This is a genomic window from Paenibacillus sp. LBL (assembly GCF_029893715.1).
Lineage (GTDB): Bacteria > Bacillota > Bacilli > Paenibacillales > Paenibacillaceae > Paenibacillus_AQ > Paenibacillus_AQ glucanolyticus.
Genome location: NZ_JARXYU010000001.1, coordinates 124854 through 142878 on the forward strand (window position 1 = coordinate 124854; position 18025 = coordinate 142878).

16 protein-coding genes are annotated in these 18025 nt (G+C 48.9%); all 16 read right to left on the reverse strand.

The window, feature by feature from the left end:
- Positions 1-4: 4 nt before the first annotated feature.
- The 16 genes from M2277_RS00595 to M2277_RS00670 all read right to left on the reverse strand — a co-directional run bounded on the left by M2277_RS00595 (position 5) and on the right by M2277_RS00670 (position 18024).
- The gene (locus M2277_RS00595; RefSeq protein ID WP_280753927.1) at positions 5-4321 is read right to left on the reverse strand and encodes a PolC-type DNA polymerase III; all 4317 of its coding nucleotides are present in this window, start codon (positions 4319-4321) and stop codon (positions 5-7) included.
- A gap of 230 nt (positions 4322-4551) precedes the next feature.
- The gene (gene proS / locus M2277_RS00600) at positions 4552-6009 is read right to left on the reverse strand and encodes a proline--tRNA ligase (protein ID WP_006211292.1); all 1458 of its coding nucleotides are present in this window, start codon (positions 6007-6009) and stop codon (positions 4552-4554) included.
- A gap of 210 nt (positions 6010-6219) precedes the next feature.
- Positions 6220-7488: an RIP metalloprotease RseP gene (gene rseP / locus M2277_RS00605; protein ID WP_370511098.1), complete on the reverse strand. Its 1269-nt coding sequence runs from the start codon at positions 7486-7488 to the stop codon at positions 6220-6222.
- 137 nt (positions 7489-7625) lie between these two features.
- On the reverse strand, positions 7626-8765 hold the full coding sequence (locus tag M2277_RS00610; RefSeq protein ID WP_280753928.1) for a 1-deoxy-D-xylulose-5-phosphate reductoisomerase: 1140 nt from the start codon (positions 8763-8765) through the stop codon (positions 7626-7628).
- Positions 8766-8782: 17 nt separating this feature from the next.
- Positions 8783-9583, reverse strand: coding sequence for a phosphatidate cytidylyltransferase (locus M2277_RS00615; protein WP_280753929.1), 801 nt, complete (start codon positions 9581-9583; stop codon positions 8783-8785).
- A gap of 20 nt (positions 9584-9603) precedes the next feature.
- Entirely contained in the window at positions 9604-10371 is a 768-nt protein-coding gene (locus M2277_RS00620) for an isoprenyl transferase (protein WP_036642083.1), read from the reverse strand.
- Positions 10372-10444: 73 nt separating this feature from the next.
- Positions 10445-10999 (reverse strand): ribosome recycling factor, encoded by a 555-nt coding sequence (gene frr / locus M2277_RS00625; protein ID WP_006211296.1) that lies wholly within the window; start codon positions 10997-10999, stop codon positions 10445-10447.
- A complete protein-coding gene (pyrH, locus tag M2277_RS00630; protein ID WP_006211297.1) occupies positions 10999-11727 on the reverse strand; it encodes a UMP kinase in 729 nt (242 codons plus the stop codon). Before pyrH ends, frr begins: the two co-directional genes overlap by 1 nt.
- A gap of 297 nt (positions 11728-12024) precedes the next feature.
- Complete coding sequence (gene tsf, locus M2277_RS00635) at positions 12025-12675, reverse strand: translation elongation factor Ts (RefSeq protein WP_006211298.1); 651 nt, start codon at positions 12673-12675, stop codon at positions 12025-12027.
- A 234-nt stretch (positions 12676-12909) separates the two neighbouring features.
- The gene (rpsB, locus tag M2277_RS00640) at positions 12910-13608 is read right to left on the reverse strand and encodes a 30S ribosomal protein S2 (RefSeq protein ID WP_036642081.1); all 699 of its coding nucleotides are present in this window, start codon (positions 13606-13608) and stop codon (positions 12910-12912) included.
- Between the two features lie 237 nt (positions 13609-13845).
- On the reverse strand, positions 13846-14445 hold the full coding sequence (locus M2277_RS00645; RefSeq protein ID WP_063480021.1) for an endolytic transglycosylase MltG: 600 nt from the start codon (positions 14443-14445) through the stop codon (positions 13846-13848).
- Positions 14442-14978, reverse strand: a complete 537-nt coding sequence (locus M2277_RS00650; protein WP_040680748.1) for a hypothetical protein — start codon at positions 14976-14978, stop codon at positions 14442-14444. The genes M2277_RS00645 and M2277_RS00650 overlap by 4 nt, the downstream gene beginning before the upstream one ends.
- A gap of 25 nt (positions 14979-15003) precedes the next feature.
- Positions 15004-15312: a hypothetical protein gene (locus M2277_RS00655; protein ID WP_006211301.1), complete on the reverse strand. Its 309-nt coding sequence runs from the start codon at positions 15310-15312 to the stop codon at positions 15004-15006.
- A gap of 57 nt (positions 15313-15369) precedes the next feature.
- Positions 15370-16779, reverse strand: a complete 1410-nt coding sequence (locus M2277_RS00660; protein ID WP_280753930.1) for a DUF342 domain-containing protein — start codon at positions 16777-16779, stop codon at positions 15370-15372.
- A 30-nt stretch (positions 16780-16809) separates the two neighbouring features.
- Complete coding sequence (locus tag M2277_RS00665; protein ID WP_006211303.1) at positions 16810-17598, reverse strand: FliA/WhiG family RNA polymerase sigma factor; 789 nt, start codon at positions 17596-17598, stop codon at positions 16810-16812.
- Positions 17599-17613: 15 nt separating this feature from the next.
- Complete coding sequence (locus tag M2277_RS00670) at positions 17614-18024, reverse strand: hypothetical protein (protein WP_036642078.1); 411 nt, start codon at positions 18022-18024, stop codon at positions 17614-17616.
- Position 18025 lies beyond the last annotated feature (1 nt).

An 18025-nucleotide genomic window follows, 5' to 3' on the forward strand; every position in this document is an offset into this window, starting at 1 on the left:
AGAATTAGAACAATGATAACTGATTACTCTCCGGCAGACCACGGAAGCAGCCCATCTGGGTTAACAGCTCCACCGCGGTTTTACTCGCCTTCGATTTTTGCTGGAAATCCTCAATGGAGAGGAACTCGCCGAATTCCCTCGCGGCGGCAATGTTGCGGGCCGCGTTATCCCCGATCCCCTGCAAGGCCGAGAATGGCGGAATGAGTGAATTTCCATCCACCTTGAATCTTAGCGCATCCGACTGATAGAGGTCGATATTCTTAAAGCTGAATCCCCTTGCGGTCATTTCCAGCGCCATCTCCAAAATCGGCAGCATTCCTTTTTCCTTCGGACTCGCTCCAAAACCCAGCTGCTCGATCTCTTCAATGCGCCGGTATATCGCTTCATAGCCCTGACAGCATAATTCAATGTCAAAATCCTCGGCACGTACCGAGAAGTACGTTGCGTAATATTCAATCGGATAATACAGCTTGAAGTAAGCCGTTCGCACCGCTGAAATAACATATGCGGCGGCGTGGGCTTTGGGGAACATGTACTGGATTTTGAGACAGGAATCAATGTACCACTGCGGCACTTTGCATCTCTTCATCTCGTCGATCCATTCCTGCGACAGCCCCCGACCTTTACGCACGCTTTCCGTGATCTTAAATGCGAGGCTTGCGTCCATACCGGCCTTATAGATCAGAAATAACATGATATCGTCACGACAGCCGATTACGGTTTTGATGTTGCATGTGCCATTTTTGATTAACTCCTGGGCATTGCCAAGCCAAACGCCGGTCCCGTGGGACAGGCCCGAAATTTGCAATAAGTCGGCAAAACTCGATGGCTGGGATTCAACCAGCATCTGGCGAACGAATTTTGTCCCCATCTCCGGAACACCGAATGTAGCCACAGGCGAGCGTATTTGCTCTGGCCTTACACCCAGGGATTCCGTGGAGTTGAACATACTCATGACCTTCGGATCATTCATCGGAATGGTGGTTGGATCCACCCCGGTCAAATCCTGAAGCATTCTCATCATGGTCGGATCATCGTGACCGAGTATATCCAGCTTGAGAAGATTCGCCTCAAAGGCATGATAGTCAAAATGCGTTGTTTTCCACTCGGCGTTGACGTCATCCGCCGGAAACTGCACAGGCGTTATCTCTTCCACCTCGATATAATCCGGTACAACAACAATCCCGCCGGGATGCTGACCCGTGCTCCGCTTAACGCCGGTACAGCCTGACGCAAGCCGGTTCAATTCCGCACCGCGCCAGCGCTTGTTGTTGTGCTCCTCATACTTCTTGGCAAAACCAAAAGCCGTCTTTTCTGCCACGGTACCGATGGTGCCGGCACGGAATACATTCTTCTCACCAAACATCTCCTTGGTGAAATTATGGGCAAGCGGCTGATATTCACCGGAGAAGTTCAAGTCAATATCGGGAACCTTGTCCCCTTTGAAACCGAGGAACGTTTCGAAAGGTATATCCTGTCCCTCGCCTTTCATCATGTTTCCGCACTCCGGACATGCTTTGTCGGGCAAATCGAAACCGCTCGGCACGCTGCCGTCCAGGAACCATTCGCTATGCTTGCAATCACTATTGATGCAAATATAATGAGCAGGGAGCGGGTTAACCTCGGATATGCCAAGGAATGTGGCAACAACGGAAGAACCTACCGATCCCCGCGAGCCTACCAAATAGCCGTCCCGGTTCGATTTTTTAACCAGTTTCTCGGAAATCAGATAGTTCGCTGAGAAACCGTATTTGATAATCGGCTCCAGTTCTTTCTCCAGCCGCGCGACCACGACTTCAGGCAAGTTCTCCCCATAGATCGACTTGGCCGTATCGTAGCAAGTGTTACGAATCTCTTCATCCGCACCCTCAAGGATTGGAGTAAACAGTTTATCCGGGAATAACTCTAATTCTTCAAAGCGGTCCGCGAGCTCGTTCGTGTTAGTCACAACAACCTCATAACATTTGCTCTGACCCAAGAACTCGAATTCCTCCATCATCTCTTCCGTGGTCCGGAAATGGGCATCCGGCTTGCGCAAATCCTTGAGCGGGCTGAAACCGGTAATGCCATGAATGGTAATATCCCGAAACAGCTTGTCCCGTGGTTCGAGATAATGCACATTCCCTGTAGCAATGACCGGCTTGTTCAGCTTCTCCCCGATGCGTACGATTTTGGAAATCGCCGTTTTAATCTCTTCGGGGCTGCCGACCAGTCCCTTATCCACGAGGTGCATGTACATCGTCAAAGGCTGAATCTCCAGAACATCGTAGAAATCTGCGATTTCTTCGGCCTCCTCCTCCGTCTTGTTCAGCACCGTTTCGAAGAACTCTCCCTTTTCACAGCCGGACAGCACGAGCAACCCATCCCGCATCTCTTGAAGTTTGGATTTAGGGATGCAGGGCACGCGCTTGAAATATTGGGTATGGGACATGGAGACCAGCTTGTACAGGTTTTTCTTGCCGGTCATGTTCAGTGCATAAATACCGCAGTGGAATGGACGCGTGTTGGACAGATCTGTCCCAACATAATCATTAAGGCGGTCCAGCATTTTGACGCCTTTTGTTTTTTCCACATCGCCAAGCAGTCCGTTCAGAATTCCTGCCAGCGCAACTGTATCATCAATCGCACGGTGATGGCTCTCCAGTAGAACCTTATACTTGTCAGCCATGGTGTTAAGACGGTGATTCTTGAGTCCCGGATGCACAAGACGCGCCAGCTCCAGCGTATCCAGATACGGATTGTCCAGGGTATCCATGCCTGCATTCTTCAATGCAGCCTGAATGAAGCCCATATCAAATCGCGCATTATGCGCCACGAGCACGGCATCGCCTACGAAATCCACAAACTCTTTGAGCACCGGCTCCAGCTCGGGGGCATTCTTAACCATATCGTCATTGATGTTGGTCAATTGCTGGATGTGATACGGAATTCTCTCGTGCGGGTTCACAAAGGTAGCGTACCGGTCAATCTCTTTACCTTCGTTCATTTTAACGGCTGCAAGCTCGATGATTTTATTTGCGGTGATGGACAAACCAGTAGTCTCAATATCAAACACCACATAAGTCGCACTGCTGAGTTCAATCGGCTGTGCCTGTTCCACGATGTTGACGGCATCATTCACAACATTGGCCTCGATGCCGTACATCATTTTGATCCCGTGTTTCTTGGCATTCTTGGCTGCATCGGGATAACACTGAACACCGCCGTGATCGCTTACGGCAATGGCTTTATGGCCCCAACTGGCCGCTGTCTTGATATACCGGTCGATCGGCGTGACGGCATCCATGGTGCTCATTGTGGTGTGAAGGTGGAATTCCACCCGCTTCTCGGCTGCATTATCCTTCCGGCTCGGGGGAGAAGGCACCTCTCCCAGATCCGACGGAATCATAACAAGTTCCGGTACCTGCATGAAGCGGTCATATTCCACACGTCCGCGCGCCTTCACCCACTTGCCGTTTTCAAGCAGGCTCAATACCTTAAGTTCGTCCTTCGTCTTGCCAAACATTTTCATTTGCAAGGAATCACTGAAATCTGTCAGATAGAATGTGAATAACGTACTGCCGTTGCGAAGCTCCTTGCGATCCAATCCGAAGATGGTCCCCTGAATCGTAATTTTCTTCTCTTCGTCTTGGATCTCCTGGAGCGGAACCGGTTGATCCTTGATATCATACCCGACCTGCAGCCGAACCGCGCCCTCTTCCTCATCCTCCGCATCCAGCTCAGCTTCCATGCTGCTCATGATCTGCTCGATGACCTCGCGCTCTTCCTCACGCTTCTTCTGCTCGAACTCCTCATAAGCCGCCTGACCGTTATCTCCAACCTGCATTTTCACACGCAGCGTCAGATCAAAGTATTGTCCGAAGAAACGGGTAATGGCTGAATCGATCTGCTTCTTGCGGGCAAGCTCAAGTGACATGCCGTCCGACATGGAGAGAAGGACTTGTCCATCCTCCACCTCATGTTTGGCCCTTGTCATCCATCCATTCACCGAAGGGATTTCCCGATGGGCCCATTCCAAAAACAAACTCCAGTATTCTTGCACGATATCTGCTTCAGGAACGCTGCTCCCATACCGGAATACAAATTTGATCTTGGCGATATGGCTCATCTTCTCCTGAATCCTCAGACAGAATGTACGGTAGACCTCGGACGGAACCAAGGTGTCCTTAAGAACGGTTATTCTCCAGTCCTTGCTCGCCCGGCTTGTCTCTACTTGCTCAATCACGCCATCCAAAAAATAGGGTTCCACCAGATTGGCCGGAACTTCTCCCTGCTTCATCAGCAGTTCAAATCGCTTCCTTTTATCTTCTGTTGTGCCCATGGTTCCCTCCCCCTGCAATGCACAAAACTATAAAAATTCTTCTCCCAGCATACATTCTCAGAAAAAAACAGAATAAAGCCTCCGCCGGCAGCACCCATTCGTCCTGCTCCAATAAAGAGAGCGTCCGCCATACTGCCATCCGGAAGCTTACTCCAGATGATGAACTCCGGGACTTGACGAAAGCCCTGCCTTCGCCGAACCTATCCCGCTAAATTCATAATATCGATATACTAGTACGCTCTGGCGAACAAAACAGTATGCTTCGCAGCTTCACCACATACGAGGCACTTGGTTTTCTTCTCAGCCGGTTCAAAAGGAATATTTCGGCTTGTAGCACCGGTTTCTTGTTTCACCGTATCTTCACAAGCTTCCGATCCGCACCAACCTGCCAATGTAAAGCCGCGTTTCTCTTCCATGCTGTCTTTCATTTCATCCAGTGTCTCTACCGAATAGAAATGGTCTTCACGGAACTGCTTCGCACGCTCAAACATTTCTTGGTGCACCTGCTCCAGCATGTTCTGCACTTCCTGTGTCAGGTTTGCCTGCTCTACTATTTTCTTCTCACCCGTAATGCGTGAGACCAGCACGCAGACGCCATTCTCCATGTCACGCGGTCCAATCTCCAGACGTACCGGTACTCCGCGCATTTCATATTCATTAAATTTCCAGCCTGGACGCACATCCGGATTGTCATCAACCCGCACACGAATACCGGCGGACTTCAGTTCACGGAACAGCTCGTCCGTACGTCCTACAACAGCCTCTCTTGTCTTCGGAGGACCAATCGGGATCATGATTACTTGAGTCGGTGCGACTTTAGGAGGAAGCACCAAGCCCCGGTCATCCCCATGGACCATAATGAGGGAACCGATCAGACGTGTGCTGACACCCCAGGAAGTGGTATGTGCATATTCCAATGTATTTTCACGGTTCAAATATTGAATTTCAAAGGCTTGCGAGAAATTGGTGCCCATGTAGTGAGAGGTACCCGCTTGAACAGCCCGTCCGTCCTTCATCATCGCTTCGATGGAGAACGTATCAACAGCTCCTGCAAATTTCTCCGAAGGAGTCTTCTGCCCTTTAATGACCGGAATCGCAAGATAATCCTCCACAAACTGCTGGTAGATATCGAGCATTTGCATAGTTTCCCCTCTGGCTTCCACTTCCGTCTCGTGAGCGGTGTGTCCTTCCTGCCATAAAAACTCACTTGTACGCAGGAACGGCAATGTGCGTTTTTCCCAGCGTACCACGTTCGCCCACTGGTTAATCAGCACAGGGAGATCACGATAGGATTGAATCCATTTGGAGTACATATGCCCAAACATCGTCTCCGAAGTCGGACGGATAGCCAGACGTTCTTCAAGCTTCTCGCCAGCTGCTTCCGTTACCCAAGGCAGCTCAGGGTTAAAGCCTTCGACATGCTCCTTTTCCTTCTGGAAAAAGCTCTCGGGAATAAAAAGAGGGAAGTAGGCGTTCCGGTGTCCCGTTGCCTTAAAGCGACGGTCCAACTCTGCTTGAATATGCTCCCAAATTTCATAACCGTCCGGTTTGAAAACGATACATCCTCTGACTGGAGAATAATCCATCAAGTCGGCTTTTTTGATGACATCGATATACCAGCGCGAGAAATCCTCCCCTTGCGGCGTGATCTCTGTCACGAATTGTTTATCCTTCGATTCCTTAGACATATAAATCGTGTTCCTCCCATTAATAAAAACGCGTGGTCTTTCGCTCCTGATTCAGGGGCTTGACTTACGTTATTTTGGCAATATGTGTGAGCAAGCCGACATTGAAGTCAGCCTTGTTTAATTGTAAAAATATGTCCTGCACTAGGATTCTCCCCGAAATAGAAAAGGTACGGCTCTGATGCGGCTGGCGCACCGAGCCGTACCTGGGGTCTATCCGTTAATCAATCGTAGTATATCGTTATAGGTTACTGCAATCATGAGCAGGAACAGCATTGCAAACCCGACAAAGTGAACCATGCCTTCCCTGTTCGGATCAACAGGTTTACCCCGTAAAGCTTCGATGCCTAAGAATACAAGCCGGCTTCCATCCAGTGCCGGAATCGGCAGCAGGTTGAATATACCTAGATACAAGCTTAATATTGCCGCCCAGTAGGTCAGCTGTTCAATGCCCTGTTTTGCAATTTGGCCTGTGACCTCAAACGTTCGTACAGGACCGCCAAGGTCGTCCATCGAGAACTTCTGAATCAACTGCCTAAATCCTTGGAAGATGATATTGGTTGTGTCTACCATCGCTGTCCCGGAGCCGGTAATCGTCTCACCTAGACCGGCGGATCGAGTAGGAAGTTCAGGAACAATCCCGACCTTACCGCCTTCCTGTCCCTCCATCGTGCGAGGGGTTAATGTCAGATCGAAGGATTCCTCTCCCCGTCGTACCGTCCATTCCATCGGCTTGTCCTGGGAAGCCGCAATCAATTCGATCATCTTCTGATAATCGGCACCAATGGCGGTTCCGTTAATACTCTCGATAATGTCGCCTTCCTTGAGGTCGGCTTCGTCTGCAGGCATGCCTTTGGTGATCTCGCCAATCTGCACATAAGTTGGATTATCCACCGGAATTCCGGCCATTTGAATGTGCAGGGCAAAGAGGATGAAGGCCAGGATGAAGTTCATGACAGGGCCTGCAAATATCGCAAGCGCTCTTTGACCAACGGTCTTGCTGCCGAACTGACGGTCTCTTGGTGCGATCTGCGTCTCAACACCTTTGGCAACCGTCAGCGCCTGTGGATGGATTTCATATTGCTGGAATTCACCATCCACATCAAGCCTTACCGATAAACGATCGACCATATCCATGAACTGAACTTCACCGCGAATGACATTTTTGCGGTTGTCGAGTTGATCCAGGTAAATCTTCTTCACTTGATTCTCTGCATTCAATCGAACCGCAATCGTCTGACCAGCCTGAATCTCGACAAGTTCCGGATCTTCTCCCGCCATGCGGGCATATCCCCCGAATGGAAGAAGACGAAGCGTGAACTGGGTTTCATGGCGTTTATATGAGAACAGCTTTGGACCAAATCCAATCGCGAACTCCCGAACCAATATTCCGGCACGCCGGGCAAAATAATAGTGCCCCCATTCGTGCACGGTAACAATAACAAAAAACATGAGCACCGTTAAAAAAACGACCCGAACCATTTCCAATTCTTTACATCCCCCTTTTCCTCTGAGAACGCAGTATGTCCCTATAGATTATCATTATTCTCCTATCGTCCACAAGAGAATCACAAATCGTCAGCTTTTTTCAAGGGAGATTTCAAAAACAGCTTCAATTCCTATAGTCGGGAAGCTAATTCACGTGCTAGCCGATCACTCTCTTCAATCGTCTCCAGTGCCGGCTCCGGTGTGTTGTCATGACCATGCAGCACTTCTTCTATAATCTCTTCGATCCGCAGAAAAGAGATTTCACTGCGCAGAAACCGGGCAACGGCGATTTCATTGGCTGCATTAAATACCGTTGGTGCTGTCCCACCCATTTTACCACATTCATAAGCAAGCCTTAAACAAGGAAAACGTTCAAGGTCCATTTCCCGGAAGTGAAGCTTGCCCGCCTCCGCCAGAGATAGCCTTGGAGCAGGCGAAGACCAACGTTCCGGATAGGTCAGCGCGTATTGAATCGGTACCCGCATATCCGGATTGCCAAGCTGTGCGATGATGCTGGAATCGCGGAATTCTACAAAGGAATGGATAATGCTCTCCGGATGAAGAAGAACGGAAATGTTGTCATAAGGAATCTGATAAAGCCAATGGGCTTCCATCACCTCTAACCCCTTGTTCACCATGGTGGCTGAATCTATCGTGATTTTCGCCCCCATAGACCAGTTGGGATGTTTAAGCGCGTCCTCCACTGTGACATGGACCAGCTGCTCACGCGTATAATCCCGAAAAGAGCCTCCGGATGCCGTCAAGGTAATCCTTTCAATATCCTCCTGCCGTTCTCCATTCAAGCATTGGAAGATAGCGGAATGCTCACTGTCGATAGGCAGGAGTTTTACCCCTTTGGCCGCCGCACGAGCAGTAACCAGGTGACCTGCAGTCACGAGGGTTTCCTTATTGGCAAGTCCGATCGTTTTCCCCTCTTCAATCGCTGCAAGCGTAGAAGGGAGGCCCATGCTTCCAACAACGGCTGTAACGACCAACTCCGCGTCCGTCCCTGCCGCTATCTCTACCAGCCCTTCACGGCCGTAGTAGATTTCTGTTCCAGCGGGAAGCTCGTGTCTGATTTTGTCGGCAAGCTCTTTCGAAGCAACCGACACTTTTCGCGGAGCAAATTCCTTAACCTGCTGAAGCAGCAAATCCGAATTGCCCCCCGCAGCCAGACCCTCCACCTGAAATTCTTCCCGATGCATTCTCACCACGTCCAAGGTCTGCGTACCAATGGAACCGGTGGAGCCGAGTATGCTGATTTTCTTCATGCACATCTTTCCTTTCATCAGTAAGGCAGGAGACTCAATATATGTACGAACGGAAATACAACGATCCAACTGTCACATCGGTCCAGTATTCCTCCATGTCCGGGCAGCAATTTGCCTGAATCCTTGATGCCATACACCCGTTTATATGCGGATTGTACCAAATCTCCAAGCTGACCGATTACGGCGCAGGACAACCCGATTAGAATCGCTTGTCCAGCTGCCAAGAATCCGTCAGAGAAGAATGAAAAGAGCAAAGAAGTGAACACGGCGATGACAACTCCGCCTACCGCACCTTCAATGGTTTTGTTCGGACTGATGGAAGGCCATAATTTGTGGCGACCCATTGCACGGCCGACAAAATAGGCTCCTGCATCACTTGCCCAGATGGAGGCCAACAGCAGGAAAGTCCAGAATATTCCATGACCGTCAGGAGCATGTCGCGATTCGGCAATGAAGGAAAAACCGATTCCGATATAAGCTGACGCCAAAAACAATAATGAGACCCGCTTAATATCAATCACATTTTTTGTGAACACTGTCGCCAGCAGAAACAAGAGCAGCAGGAGCCACAGAACATGCTCCCACGGGATCTGAAAATCCAACTTAAGCGGACCCCATGGGAATACAAACAACAGCACCCCCGCGTACCCTATCCATGCCGTTCCTCCGAACGGTACCGTATTGGTCATGCGCAGAAACTCATAATAACCGATTAGTGCCATCGCCAGAATAAGAAGATGGTACCACAGACCGCCTATGAAACATAATCCTAAAAAGACCGCTCCCGCTATAATTCCGGTAATCAATCGCTGTTTCAAAACGTTCCATCCTCCATCGGCTACGACAGTCCACCGTAGCGTCTTGTTCTTTGTTGGTATTCGGCTATTGCCTCCACCAAGTGATCCTTGGTGAATTCCGGCCAATATGCGTCAGTAAACCATAACTCACTATACGCCAGCTGCCATAACATAAAATTGCTCAGACGCAGCTCGCCGCTTGTACGGATCAGTAAATCCGGATCCGGCAATTCGCCTGTGAGGAGCCGCCTGCCAATCAGTTCCTCTGTAATATCCTCAGGACGAAGGATTCCGTCACTTATTTCTTGTCCAAGCGCTTTAAAACTTTCCGTGATCTCTTTACGGCTGCCGTAATTGAGCGCAAAGTTAAGCACAAGACCGTTATTGCCGGCTGTCTTCGCAACAGCTTCTTCCATCGCGGACACGGTATGGGACGGAAGTTCTTCCGGATGCCCCATCATTCTGACCTGAACATTTTTCTCAATCAGCTCTTCAAGCTCAATAGCCAGGAACTCTTGCGGAAGCTTCATAAGAAAATCGACCTCATCCTTCGGACGTGTCCAGTTTTCTGTAGAAAAAGCATACATCGTCAATATTTTAATTCCCAAATCATCTGCAGCAATGGCTGCTCTTTTAACAGCCTTCATGCCGTTCTGATGGCCAACGATCCGCGGCATACCGCGCCGTTTCGCCCAACGTCCATTACCATCCATGATGATAGCTACATGATGAGGGATGTTGTCCGGAGAGAGCTGATGCGTCTGCTGACTGTCCTCCTGATTCAACCACGATCGAACCCGTTTGATCATTCCATTTCCTCCAGGCATCTTTCTGCAAAAAAAGAGACAAACCCCACCATAAACCGGAGGGGCCACAAGTCTCTTATACTTCCATGATTTCTTTTTCTTTGGCAACGAGGACTTTGTCGACTTCTGCGATAAATTTATCCGTCGCTTTTTGGATATCTTCCTGATGTCTCCGGGACTCGTCCTCGGAAATATCCGTTTTCTCCAATTTTTTGATGTCATCGTTGGCATCGCGGCGAATGTTGCGGATGGCCACTTTCGCTTCTTCGCCGAATTTCTTCGTCATTTTTACCAGTTCGGTTCTGCGCTCTTCCGTCAAAGCAGGAACGACGAGACGAATTTGATTGCCATCGTTTGCCGGTGTCAATCCAATATCCGATTTCATGATCGCTTTCTCGATATCGGCCAAGGACGACTTGTCCCAGGGCTGAATCATAAGCGTTCTGGAATCCGGCGTACTGATGTTCGCCAACTGATTGAGCGGAGTTGGTGCTCCGTAGTATTCAACCGTGATCCGGTCCAGCAGCGCCGGCGCTGCCCGCCCTGCGCGCAGAGTTGCCAGGTCACGTTTCAAAGACAGGATCGCTTTTTCCATGCGTTCTTCTGCATTCTTTTTCACCGATTGCGGCATTAATCTACACTCCCTTTAACGATCGTTCCGATCTTCTCGCCCAGAACGACGCGCTTGATATTACCTTGCTCCGTGATAGCGAAGACGATGAGCGGGATGTTGTTGTCCATACATAACGATGAAGCTGTAGAGTCCATTACCCCAAGGTTTTTGTTCAATACGTCTAGATACGTCAGCTGCTCGTACTTCTCGGCAGTTTCATCCTTAAATGGATCAGCAGAGTACACTCCGTCCACCTTGTTCTTCGCCATGAGAATCACTTCTGCTTCGATTTCCGCTGCGCGAAGCGCTGCAGTCGTATCGGTGGAGAAGTAAGGGTTACCTGTTCCTGCCGCAAAAATGACGACACGGCCTTTTTCCAAATGCCGAATGGCTCTGCGGCGGATATATGGCTCGGCAATTTGCTGCATTGAGATAGAGGTTTGTACCCGAGTCGGCACATCGATCTGCTCCAGGGCATCCTGAAGAGCCAAAGAGTTCATCACCGTGGCGAGCATTCCCATATAATCCGCCGTTGCACGGTCAATTCCGTTCGCGCTGCCGGCGATACCACGCCAGATGTTTCCGCCGCCGCATACGATAGCGACCTCAACACCAAGCTCGACCACCTCACGAACCTGCTCAGCGATCGATGAGATCGTCTCAGCATCAATACCATATCCATTCTGCCCTGAAAGGGATTCCCCACTGACTTTCAATATCACTCGTTTATATACAGGCTGTTCCAAATGATAACCCTCCACTTTAAGACGGCGCCTAAGAATACGACGCCCGTTTGAAAAACGACAGACAGACACACCGGCACTGCTTGACGGTTTATAAAAATCGGGTAAAAACATCCGTCTCAAGTAGAAACTTCTGGTCGTCTAATTAAGACTTGATTCCATTCTTTCTAGTGAGATAAGGGTAGCCTTCACTCCGAGTTTATAACAATCTTATCTCTCTTTATGCCTTTTATATCTCTTAAAAAAGAAGGAACACAGGTGTGTTCCACTCTTTTCTATACTTATATTAGCCTATTCGGCTTATTTATTCACCTGGGCCATAACTTCCTCAACGAAGTTGTCTTGTTTCTTCTCCAGGCCCTCGCCCAGCTCAAAGCGAGCAAAACGACGAATGGAGATGTTCTCACCGATCGTGCTGATTTTTTCGTTAAGCAGCGTGTTGATCGTTTTGTCCGGATCCTTGATGAAGGATTGCTCAAGCAAGCAATACTCTTCATAGTACTTGTTGATACGGCCTTCAACCATTTTTTCAACGATTTTCTCAGGCTTGCCTTCGTTCAAAGCTTGGTTCTTCAAGATTTCTTTTTCTTTCTCAAGCTCTTCCGTTGGAACTTCTTCACGACGAACAAATTTAGGATTTGCAGCAGCAATATGCATTGCGATATCGCGAGCAAACTCTTTAAATTGATCTGTTTTGCCTACGAAGTCGGTTTCACAGTTGATTTCAACGAGAACGCCAATACGTCCGCCGCCGTGAATATAGGATTCTACAACGCCTTCAGTTGCAACGCGTCCAGCTTTGTTAGCTGCTGCTGACAAGCCTTTCTCACGAAGTACCGCGATCGCTTTGTCGATATCACCATTTGTTTCATCCAGCGCTTTTTTACAATCCAGCATGCCTGCGCCTGTTCTTTCGCGAAGTTCTTTTACCGCACTAGCTGATACTGCCATTAGAATTCCCTCCAAATTGGTATGATGAAGTGTGCTTTCTGACCTGAAGACAAAATGTCTGCACACCCGCTCTTCAAGAAGCCAGACTGCTTTAAGTATTCGTTTCCTTGCGAAATCAGGAGCGCAACTGATGAGCGTTATTGGCTCTGACATCTTAAAAAAAGGGCAGTGAGAGGTTATCCACCTACCAACCACCCTTTTCATTTAATTCATTCTTTATACGTTTAATCCCGATTAAGCTGTTGTTTCTTCACCTTGGTGAGCTTCAACAACGGCATCAGCCATCTTACCAGTCAACAATTTAACCGCGCGAATCGCGTCATCGTTACCTGGGATTACATAGTCGATTTCATCCGGATCACAGTTCGTATCAACGATACCTACGATTGGGATACCCAATTTGCGAGCTTCCGCTACTGCGATGCGCTCTTTACGAGGATCGATAACGAACAATGCGCTTGGAAGACCCTTCATGTTCTTGATACCGCCCAGGAATTTCTCAAGACGATCTTTCTCTTTGCGGAGAAGGATGACTTCTTTCTTAGGCAATACTTGGAACGTGCCGTCTTCTTCCCAAGCTTCGAGTTGCTTCAAGCGATTGATACGCTTTTGGATCGTTTCGAAGTTGGTCAAAGTTCCGCCGAGCCAACGTTGGTTGATGTAGTACATACCGCAACGCTCTGCTTCTTCTTTCACGGAATCTTGAGCTTGTTTTTTCGTGCCGACGAACAGGATTGTACCGTTCTCACCAGCTACGTTTTTCACGAAGTTGAATGCTTCTTCAACTTTCTTGACCGTTTTTTGCAGGTCAATAATGTAGATACCGTTTCTTTCAGTGAAGATAAATTTATCCATTTTCGGGTTCCAGCGACGAGTCTGGTGACCGAAGTGAACGCCAGCTTCCAAAAGCTGTTTCATGGAGATTACTGCCATCTTCACGCACCTCCTAAGTTTGGTTTTTGTGTGTCCCTCCGCCAAGATCATTTTTCATTAAGACTCCCAATCCTGGAAGCACCCTCAACGAAATCACTCTGGCGTGTGTTTTAACACCGTCAATTACTATAACATAACCATGGGCAGGTTGCAATTCTTTTGTGTTCTAAACGAGGTTCAGAGGATCAACGGTCGGACAGGGCCCTATAAAGAAAAAAACCACTCTCAACCAGGATGCTAGTTGGAGGGTTTTGCTGTGATTTTTGTAATAATCGAATTGTAACTCTCGCCTGCTGTAAACGAATAGGTCCCGCTCTGGATCGATGTGTTGATTTTTTTCTCCGTTGCTTTATTGATGAATGCCTGTTTGTTGTCAATCACGCCGGCGCTCAAAAGGTGACTTGCCACATCACTTAGGTTATTTCCAGCTCGAATATTGACTTTGATGGGGGCATTAGCCTTAACAGGTGTCTTCGGCTCCGCCGGCTTGTTTACCTCTTTGGGTTTCTGGTCTTTGCCATCCGCTTCAGGTTTCTCCGGCTGTTCCGGTATATCCGGCTGCTTAGTTCCTATTTCCTTGGCCTTATCCGATCCTTCGGTCTCTGAAGAACGCTCACTGAGCTTTTTCTCTTCCCACTGGTCCGCGGTCAACAGCTCTTCCGAGTGTTCAATCACTTGCATGTCCAAAGCTTCCGCAGCAGCCATCAGCTGCTCCTTCGTTAAATCCTTTGTATCCGATGCGGTTGATCCTTGACCGATCCACATCAGCTGGAGCAGTATCGCGCCGACAACAAGACCGCTGCCAAGGCCCATCATAAATGTACGGTTCTTGATCACGCGGACTCCTCCTGTTTGGCTAATTGAATAATAAGCTGAACCTCGCCTCGCTGAAGCCCCGTCGCCTTGGCAATCATATCGATGGATTTCCCTTGCCCATGCAGATCAAACAGCTCCGCGTACCTGGATTTGATGGAGTCGACCGGAGGAGACACTTCTGCCTCTGAAGAAGCGGCAGCCCGATCTGCAGACAAGGAAGCGGCATGAACCAACTTGTCCTCCGTCGTTCGAAGACGGGTTTCGGATTCAATCATTTTCTGCTCCATTACAAGCATGCGTTGACGCAAATCACTCACCTGCTCTTGCTGTTCCTGCTGCTTTGCACGAAGCTCTTGCTTCATTTGACTTACCAGCTCTACAAGCTGCTCGTTCTCGTTCTGGATTTCCGCCATGTACCCTTCAAGCGTGTTCTCCACTTCTTTTACAACCCGCTCGCTGGATACACTCTCTTCACGGCGTTTCGGCAGCATAAAAGCATACAGCACCGCCGCTACGCCAAGCAGCACGATATATATCCACGGTCCCAAATCCATTAACTCCTTTGTGCCAATAAATTATCTAGAGAGAAACATCAAAATTCCTGCCTTTATAGGGATGCTCCGCCGGCTGCTCCACAGATTCGCCCGACTCGGATGATCCCCGTTCTTGCTGTCCTGGAGACTGACGGCTCCCGTCATCACGAACAGCTGTCTCCGCTGTCTCGCTAACTTCCGTGCTTCGCTGTGCTTCCGCGCGGCTGTTCTTGATCTGTTCCCCGGCAAGCAATGTCTGATCGTTCATGGGGCGCTGCTGGAACTCATTATGGATTTTGCCCGCTTCGTTGGTTCTTGGTACTGCGATTTGCATTTCTACCGATTTTAAACTCAATGGAATCACCTCATAGCCAGGATCATATCCACAAGCATTTAATATGTCTGTTCTACCCTACAATAACGGCACCATGGTGATATCTCCTTCATGATAGTAAAAAGAAACCCGCTGTGTGGGGTCCTTAACAAATCGGGTATACCTCCCGATGACAATTTTGGCGCCGCCGTAGATCGTCTTTACCACATTAACTCTCGCTTTGCCAGTATCCTCAAGCATCTTCTCGATTTCGAGCATACGGTCTTTAATATCCGCTTGTTCGGCCACATTCGATTTCTTGGTAGCATTCAGCTTAATGCGCAGCGCGAGTTTGTCTGGCGACAACTGGCCTGACGAAGCCAACTGATTCAGTAGATAAAGTGCTTTATCCGTTTTATCCATACTCTCAATCGACAGCTTCAGCTGCGCTCTCAGATCCGCCAGTTCATTCCGCAGTTCGGGAAGAACCCCAACCTCGATGACGGTAGCAGTCGACATGGTATTTCCGATCGTCCGGGCTACTACTTTCTCCCCGGCCTGCAGGACGCCGCCTACGACGAGACCCTTCATGCCGTTGCACTCGATGTTCTGAACCGCACGGATATTGGAGTGCATAATGCTCTGCGAGACAAATACGCTAGCACCGGCTATAACATTTCCATCCTGGATAAACGAGCTCTTGACATCCTGTCCAGCCTTTACAAACCCCTTATTATATCCGATTATTCCCCCGGAAATATCGATGGAGCCCTCTGCGTCGAGCTCTGCGCCTTCCACAAAGCCGGTAACACGAATGTCCCCTGCTGCCTTGATTCTGAATCCGGTAAGAACGTTCCCGCGAATGACCACCGTACCGACAAAGTCAATGTTGCCAATACTGCAGTCAACATCGCCATTGATTTCATATACCGGAAACACATTGATTTTTCCCTTTTCCGTTTTGGTCAGCAGCCCGTCCAGCGCCGCATACATTGCGCTTTTCTCAGCATTGACCACAACGTTCTTCCCCACTTTGAAATGAGCTTCCTTGCCTGGTTTACTCGGAATTTCCTCACCGGTAACCGCAGTGCCAGGAACTCCTTTCGTTGGCGGGATTCGGGTTGCAATCAATTGGCCCTTCTTCACATTATTTAAACGAATCACTTCTTTATAATCGACTTTGCCATCTTCGATCTCCAGCGGCTTCAGATTCGTCTGATTCCCCAAATTAACGGTGAACTCTATTTTGCCGTTCTGTCCGTGCATAGGCTCCGTTCCCATTGCAATCGGCGTTCTACTATATTGATATTCCTCCGAATGATCTGCGATTCGTCGCAACGTATCATGTTGAAGTCCGTATCGTACCTGGTGGCTTCTCAGAAATTGTTCAAGAGCTTCTACAGAGCAGGAGAAATCCTTCTCCCAGTTGGTGAACTGTATATAGGCGACGACTTTGTCATCCGATAGCGTAACGCTAAAGTACTGATCCAATGCATAATCTACAGACAATCCAGGAACCCCCTTCATAAATGGCAAGCGTCAGTCGTTTTGCATCAGCAAATCCCGATCTTTATCGAGCGCGCCCCGAAGTCTCAAAATCGCCTTGGAATGAAGCTGTGATATTCGTGAAGGTGATAGCGACATCACTTCAGCAATTTCACTGAGTGATAAATCCTCATAATATAATAAGGAAACTACAGTCCGCTCTTTCGGGGTCAATTTACCGATTCCCTTCATCAGGGCTTCTCGCAGATAAAATTCATGGACCTTGTGATCCGGATTCTTCGCTTTCTCATCAACCAGGAGCGACATTCGGGTCTCAGACTCCTCCTCGCGGATCGGATCCTCCAAAGATGTCAGTGTCATGACCGCCACTTCCTGCAGCATGTGCCGGAACTCCTTCTCGGTCACGTCAAGGTAATCACTCATCTCAGAGTCACTGACGCTGCGTAAATACTTCTGTTCCAACTGCTGATATGCAGTTTCAATTCTCTTCGCCTTCTCACGAACCGAACGCGGCACCCAGTCCCCTTGGCGCAGCGAATCCAGAATAGCACCTCGCACACGCCAGGAGGCATAGGTTTCGAATTGCAAGCCTCGTTTATAATCGAACTTCTCAATGGCGTCAATCAAACCCATTACCCCATTGCTGGCCAAATCTCCCTTGGAAACGTTCTTCGGAAGACCGATGGCTAAACGGCTTGAAACATAATCAACGATGTGCAGATGATATTCGATAAGTTTCTTCTTCGCTTCATGGTCTCCGTCTTCCTTCCATGCGCTCCATAATTCCATATGGTTCAGCACAGAAGCTTTTCGTTCGTCCAATTGCCTTCACCCTCCTTATTTATCCGTAAGGTGACGAACGGCCTTGGCCAGTTCTTCAGGATCTTTCGTTGAAACCAGCTTGGGAGGATTCAGCGGAACAAAGTCACCGTTCTCTTTGCTGCCGGATTCGGAATGAATAAGATCCATCAATTCCCGATCCTCATCAGGTGTGGATAAATCAAGAACGGTTCCTCTCTCCTGCTCGCTCTGCGCCTTTGAGTTCCCAGATCCATTCTTATCAGCTCTCGGTGCAATGATGGCAGCAAATATCCATTTCAGCGCGAACGCCAGAAGAAACCAGATCGCAAATGCAAGGAGAGCCCGATACATGCTGGTCATCCACAGATTGTTACGTATGGTAAAAATAAAAGTAAACACAAAACCGGCAATTCCAGTCATTATATAAAAACCGAGTTTTCCCATCATG

What these genes read in the sequence shown, in the direction of transcription:
- M2277_RS00595 (WP_280753927.1), bottom strand. Translation starts at nt 4,321, where the DNA reads ATGGGCACAACAGAAGATAAAAGGAAGCGATTTGAACTGCTGATGAAG.
- proS (WP_006211292.1), bottom strand. Translation starts at nt 6,009, where the DNA reads ATGTCTAAGGAATCGAAGGATAAACAATTCGTGACAGAGATCACGCCG.
- rseP (WP_370511098.1), bottom strand. Translation starts at nt 7,488, where the DNA reads ATGGTTCGGGTCGTTTTTTTAACGGTGCTCATGTTTTTTGTTATTGTT.
- M2277_RS00610 (WP_280753928.1), bottom strand. Translation starts at nt 8,765, where the DNA reads ATGAAGAAAATCAGCATACTCGGCTCCACCGGTTCCATTGGTACGCAG.
- M2277_RS00620 (WP_036642083.1), bottom strand. Translation starts at nt 10,371, where the DNA reads ATGATCAAACGGGTTCGATCGTGGTTGAATCAGGAGGACAGTCAGCAG.
- frr (WP_006211296.1), bottom strand. Translation starts at nt 10,999, where the DNA reads ATGCCGCAATCGGTGAAAAAGAATGCAGAAGAACGCATGGAAAAAGCG.
- tsf (WP_006211298.1), bottom strand. Translation starts at nt 12,675, where the DNA reads ATGGCAGTATCAGCTAGTGCGGTAAAAGAACTTCGCGAAAGAACAGGC.
- rpsB (WP_036642081.1), bottom strand. Translation starts at nt 13,608, where the DNA reads ATGGCAGTAATCTCCATGAAACAGCTTTTGGAAGCTGGCGTTCACTTC.
- M2277_RS00650 (WP_040680748.1), bottom strand. Translation starts at nt 14,978, where the DNA reads ATGGATTTGGGACCGTGGATATATATCGTGCTGCTTGGCGTAGCGGCG.
- M2277_RS00670 (WP_036642078.1), bottom strand. Translation starts at nt 18,024, where the DNA reads ATGATGGGAAAACTCGGTTTTTATATAATGACTGGAATTGCCGGTTTT.